Genomic DNA, 4,900 nt, shown 5'->3' on the forward strand with positions numbered 1-4,900 from the left:
CTGCCGGGTAGCGGAAGGAGACATCATGACCGTCACTGTCGTCGACCGGGGTCCCCGCCAGGTGAGCCGCAGGGTCGACGTTGCCGCCCCGGCCGCGGAACTGTACGCCTTGGTCGCCGATCCCCGCCGGCACCACGACCTGGACGGATCGGGCACCGTCCGCGACAACATCACCGTGCCACCGCAACTCGTTGCGGGCTCGAAGTTTTCGACGCGCATGAAGATGTTCGGCATTCCCTACCGCATCACCAGCACGATCACCGCGTTGATGCCGAACGAACTGGTCGAATGGCGCCATCCGCTGGGTCACCGCTGGCGGTGGGAGTTCGAGGCGGTGTCGCCGACCCAGACCACGGTCACCGAGACCTTCGACTACCGCGACGCCGGTGCGCTCAAGAACAAGCTGAAGTACTACGAGCGGATGGGTTTCGCCAAGGCGAACGCCTCGGGCATCGAAGCGACGCTGAGCAAACTGCGTGACCGTTACGCCGGGTGATCAGCGGGCCGCCGGATCGGCTGCGTCCCAGGGCATCACACCCGACACCCAGTGGCTGAGTTCCTTGGCCTGGTCGTTGCGGCGCAGATGCCGCGGCGGCGTCGCAAAGGTGGAGTACGGCCGGCAGCGAATGACCACCCGATTCTCGCGTTCACACATCTCCCGGATGTGCGGACGCGCCTCGTCGCCCAGTGGTTGACCCGACATCCGACCGCCGACCGCCATCATCACGTCGACCGCCAGATCCCGGTCCTGGTCGAGGGTCGCGTCGGCATAGACCTGCAAATAGGCGAAGGGCCACCGCTCGTCGAGCACGCACAGGCTGACCTTGCCGTCACGTTCGACGATGCGGGCCTTTCCGCGACCGGCCATGGTGGAGACGAGCAATTCGTCGGTATCGGTGGGGATGTAGTACACGATCGACATGCCCGGGCCGTCGTTGCGACGACGGTAGCCGAAGACACAGGTGCGATGCGTGCGGACGAACTCGCGTCGCTCGGAGGGCAGCATGTCACGGTCGGTGGGCGCGGTGAAGGGTTCTGCCGCCAGGGGGAGGAGAATCGCGAGTATTCCTTGCTGTCAAGGCGCTTGAATCATGGGCGTAATTATGGATACAGTGTCTCCGTAATACGTCGGGCTGTCAAGGGTCAGGAGAGCCACCTTGCGTGATGTGGACGACACCGACCGGCCACGCCGTTCTCGCGGTCGCCCGGCGCTACCGATGGAGCGCATCCTGGGCGCCGCCGTCGAGCTCGTCGACGAGCAGGGTCCCGAGGCGTTGTCGATGCGGTCGCTGTCGCAGCGCCTGGAATCGGGCACCGCCACGTTGTACCGCCACTTCTCCAACCGGTCCGAATTGGTGTCACTGGTGATCGACCAAATTCTCGGCGAGGTCGATTTCGCCCCGGACGAGCTCGCCGCGATGCCGTGGCAGCAGGCGTGTATCTCGTTCGCGCAGCACATGTTTGATGCGCTGAGCCGGCATGGCAATATCGCGCCCCTGTTGGTCGAGTACACCCCGATCGGGCCGAACGCGTTGGCAAATCGCGAGCGGTGCCTGGCCGTTCTCCTCGGCAACGGTTTTTCACCGGCGGTCGCCGCCCACGCGTATGCGACGCTGGCGCGCTATGTCCTGGGCTTTGCGCTACAACTTGCGGGCGCGACGGCCGACGGTGCTCAGCGGGACGCCGAACTCTCGGCGGCGTTTCACCGGCTCGATCCGTCCCGCTTTCCCGCGACGGTGACCGTCGCCGACGACCTGCCCGTCCCCTTGGCCGACGAGTTTGCGTTCGGGTTGCGGCTCATCGTCGCCGGGCTCGAGCGGTTGCCGAAGTGAACGCAACCGTGCCCTGAACCGTGTGTCGGGGGAACGCCCTCGCATTGAGCCGAAAGGACTTCGCCCGATGATCGACCAAACCTTCGCGCCGGCCGCGGCGCCGGCATTGACCCGGTGGGGCCAACTCGTCAGCCGGTACGGCCTGGTGCTTGTATTGGTGTGGATCGGCTTCGGCAAGTACGTGAAGATGGAGGCCCGGGTGCTGATTCAGCACAGCCCGCTGATGAGCTGGGTCTATGACGTATTCAGCGTCACCTTCGTCGCGTATGCCCTCGGCACGATGGAAATCGTTGCCGCCCTGCTCATTGCGGTGCAACCGCTATGGCCGCGGGTTTCGGCTGCCGGCAGCGCCCTGGCGGTGGTGCTGTTCTTGGGCACGTTGAGTTTCCTCTTCACCACGCCGGGCGTGGTCATGACGTACGCCCACGGCGTTCCGGTGCTCTCGGCGCTGCCCGGCCAGTTTCTGCTCAAGGATCTGGTCTTGATCGGGGTGGCGCTGTGGACGCTGGGCGACTCACTGGCGGCGGCAATCGCCGCGGGCAAGGAGCGCGGCCCTCGGTAGCACCGCGGCTGCCCGCTCGTCGGCGGCTGGAGCCGCCCCAGTCATTGTGTCGCGCAACGCCTTAAGGCCAGGGCCCGTCGGCCGGTTGCCGCGGCGCGCCCTTGATATGACGAAGCGATCGATTATAGGGTCGAGGCCACGGAGAGGAACCCCAGGCCGTGACCGAAACCGTTCGCCAGGCGCTAGACGTCGACGCGCTGCGGCGCAAGTACGCCGAAGAGCGTGCGCGCCGGTTACGCGCGGATGGCATCGCGCAGTACGTCGAGATGGCTGGCCCGTTCGCCCGATTTGCCGAAGACCCCTGGGTGAACGACGACTTCGTCCGTGAACCGCTCGCCGACGAGGTCGACGTCGCCATCATCGGCGCGGGATTCGGCGGGCTGTTGACCGGCGTTCGGCTACGCCAGCTCGGCGTCGAAAGCGTGCGGCTCATCGACAGGGCGGCCGACGTGGGCGGCACCTGGTACTGGAACCGCTATCCCGGAATCGCTTGCGACGTCGAGTCATACGTGTACATGCCGCTGCTCGAGGAGCTCGGCTACACGCCGACCGAAAAATACGCCAAGGGCCCCGAGATCTTCGCCCATTGCCGCCGCATCGCCGAACACTACGACCTTTACCGCGACGCCTGCCTACGTACCGACGTGCGGGAAATCCGTTGGGACGCAGCACGAGCGCGCTGGATCATCCGCACCGACCGCGGCGACGAGATGCGGGCCAGGTTCGTCTCCATGGCCAACGGGTATCAGGCCAAGCCCAAGTTGCCGGGCATCGAAGGACTGGGCGCCTTCGGCGGTCATGCGTTCCACACCAGTCGATGGGACTATGCCTACACCGGGGACCGACTGCAGCATCTGGCCGACAAGCGCGTCGGCATCATCGGAACCGGCGCCACCGCGATCCAGTGCATACCGCACCTCGGCGCGGCCGCCCGCCGGCTCTACGTCTTTCAGCGCACCCCGTCCTCGGTAGATGTCCGCGCCAATCGCGCGACCGATCCCCAGTGGGCCAACGCATTACGGCCCGGCTGGCAGCACGAGCGGATACAGAACTTCCAAATCCTCACCGCCGGAGGACAAGCCGACCAGGATATGGTCGCCGATGCCTGGACGAGCATCACCCGTAAGCTGCCCGTCATGCGTCACGACGGGGACGGCCTCGCCGATCCCGGACAACGCGGCCGCGACATCGAGCTGGCCGACTTCGCCAAGATGGACGAGATCCGGGCGCGCGTCGATGCGATCGTGACCGATCCTGCGACCGCCGAAGCGCTCAAACCGTGGTACGGCTACTTCTGCAAAAGGCCCTGCTTTCACGATGAGTATCTGCAGACCTTCAACCGGGACAACGTCACCCTGGTGGACACCCGGGGTCGCGGCGTGCAGCGCATCACCGAGACCGGCGTGGTGGTCGACGGTGTCGCCTACGAACTCGACTGTCTTATCTTCGCAACGGGTTTCGAGGTCGGCACCGACTATTGCCGCCGCACCGGGTTCGAGCTGATCGGCCGTGACGGCGTGACACTGACCGAGCACTGGGCCGACGGCGTGCGGACCTTCCAGGGCCTGTGCACGACCGGCTTCCCGAACTGCTTCATCGAAAGCATCGCCCAGGCCGGTCTGACGGTGAACTTCCCGTACCTGCTCGACGTGCAGGCCGGCCACGTCGCGTGGATCATTGCCACCGCGCTCGCCGAGGGGATCACCGAAATCGAGGCCGCGCCATCCGCCGAGGCCGCCTGGGTCGACACCGTGGTGTCCCGGTCGGTCGCCAGTGCCGAGCGGGCCAAGGTGTGCACGCCCGGCTACTACAACCGGGAGGGCAAGGCCGACGCCAAGACTCGGCAGGGCAGCTTCTTCTTCGGCGGACCCACCGAGTACGCCGACATCCTGCAGCGGTGGCGCGCCGACGGTGGCCTGGACGGAATGCTGACCCGCCGCGCGGGGGACCGGCCGTGACGAGCCGAAAAGCGCGCTCCCTCTACGCTATTGGGCGACTGCGCGCGGCGACCCGGCGCCGCCGTGGACCGAAGGTGGTGATCATCGGAGCGGGCTTCGGCGGCCTGGGCGCCGCCGTCGCGCTGCGCCGCGCGGGCATCGATGACCTGGTGATCGTCGAGGCGGCCGACGGCGTCGGCGGCACCTGGCGACGCAACACCTATCCCGGGGCCGCCTGCGACATCCAAAGCCACCTGTACTCGTTCTCCTTCGCCCCCAACGCGTCCTGGAGCCGCACCTACGCGCGCCAGCCCGAGATACTGGCCTACCTCGAATCGGTGGCCGACGATTTCGACCTGCGCCGCCAGCTCATGCTCGACACCACGGTGCGCTCCCTGCACTGGCACCCGCACACCGGCGGGTGGGATTGCCGGCTGGAGCGCGGCGGGCGCTCGACCACACTGACCGCCGACGTCGTCGTGTGCGCGATTGGGTTGTTCGGTTCTGCCAACCGCCCTGACATCGACGGCCTGGGCGACTTCACCGGCCCGGTGCTGCACACCGCGCAG

Annotated in this window: 6 protein-coding genes; 5 read left to right on the forward strand and 1 reads right to left on the reverse strand. The window is 66.8% G+C overall.

Translation table 11 applies throughout. The features are described from left to right. Window positions 1-25: 25 nt before the first annotated feature. A complete protein-coding gene (locus tag A9W96_RS09960) occupies window positions 26-496 on the forward strand; it encodes an SRPBCC family protein (RefSeq protein ID WP_066877125.1) in 471 nt (156 codons plus the stop codon). On the opposite strand, the gene A9W96_RS09965 is transcribed toward A9W96_RS09960, so the two are convergent. Further along, a complete protein-coding gene (locus tag A9W96_RS09965; RefSeq protein WP_066869964.1) occupies window positions 497-1,057 on the reverse strand; it encodes a pyridoxamine 5'-phosphate oxidase family protein in 561 nt (186 codons plus the stop codon). Between the two features lie 160 nt (window positions 1,058-1,217). Between A9W96_RS09965 and A9W96_RS09970 the strand changes: the two genes are divergently transcribed. From A9W96_RS09970 to A9W96_RS09985, 4 genes are all read left to right on the forward strand, one after another. After that, entirely contained in the window at window positions 1,218-1,832 is a 615-nt protein-coding gene (locus A9W96_RS09970; RefSeq protein WP_066869968.1) for a TetR/AcrR family transcriptional regulator, read from the forward strand. A 67-nt stretch (window positions 1,833-1,899) separates the two neighbouring features. Continuing rightward, window positions 1,900-2,394 (forward strand): DUF417 family protein, encoded by a 495-nt coding sequence (locus tag A9W96_RS09975; RefSeq protein ID WP_066869971.1) that lies wholly within the window; start codon window positions 1,900-1,902, stop codon window positions 2,392-2,394. 158 nt (window positions 2,395-2,552) lie between these two features. Beyond that, on the forward strand, window positions 2,553-4,352 hold the full coding sequence (locus A9W96_RS09980; RefSeq protein ID WP_067139387.1) for an NAD(P)/FAD-dependent oxidoreductase: 1,800 nt from the start codon (window positions 2,553-2,555) through the stop codon (window positions 4,350-4,352). Continuing rightward, the coding region (locus tag A9W96_RS09985) for an NAD(P)/FAD-dependent oxidoreductase (protein WP_156765186.1) at window positions 4,349-4,900 on the forward strand (552 nt) is incomplete at its 3' end. The genes A9W96_RS09980 and A9W96_RS09985, both read left to right, overlap by 4 nt.

It is taken from the genome of Mycobacterium sp. 1245852.3, from assembly GCF_001669335.1.
In the GTDB taxonomy this organism is placed as follows: domain Bacteria; phylum Actinomycetota; class Actinomycetes; order Mycobacteriales; family Mycobacteriaceae; genus Mycobacterium; species Mycobacterium europaeum_A.

Excerpts from the sequence above, each read along its gene's own strand:
- A9W96_RS09970 (WP_066869968.1), top strand. The coding sequence starts at position 1,218 with ATGGAGCGCATCCTGGGCGCCGCCGTCGAGCTCGTCGACGAGCAGGGT.
- A9W96_RS09960 (WP_066877125.1), top strand. The coding sequence starts at position 26 with ATGACCGTCACTGTCGTCGACCGGGGTCCCCGCCAGGTGAGCCGCAGG.
- A9W96_RS09975 (WP_066869971.1), top strand. The coding sequence starts at position 1,900 with ATGATCGACCAAACCTTCGCGCCGGCCGCGGCGCCGGCATTGACCCGG.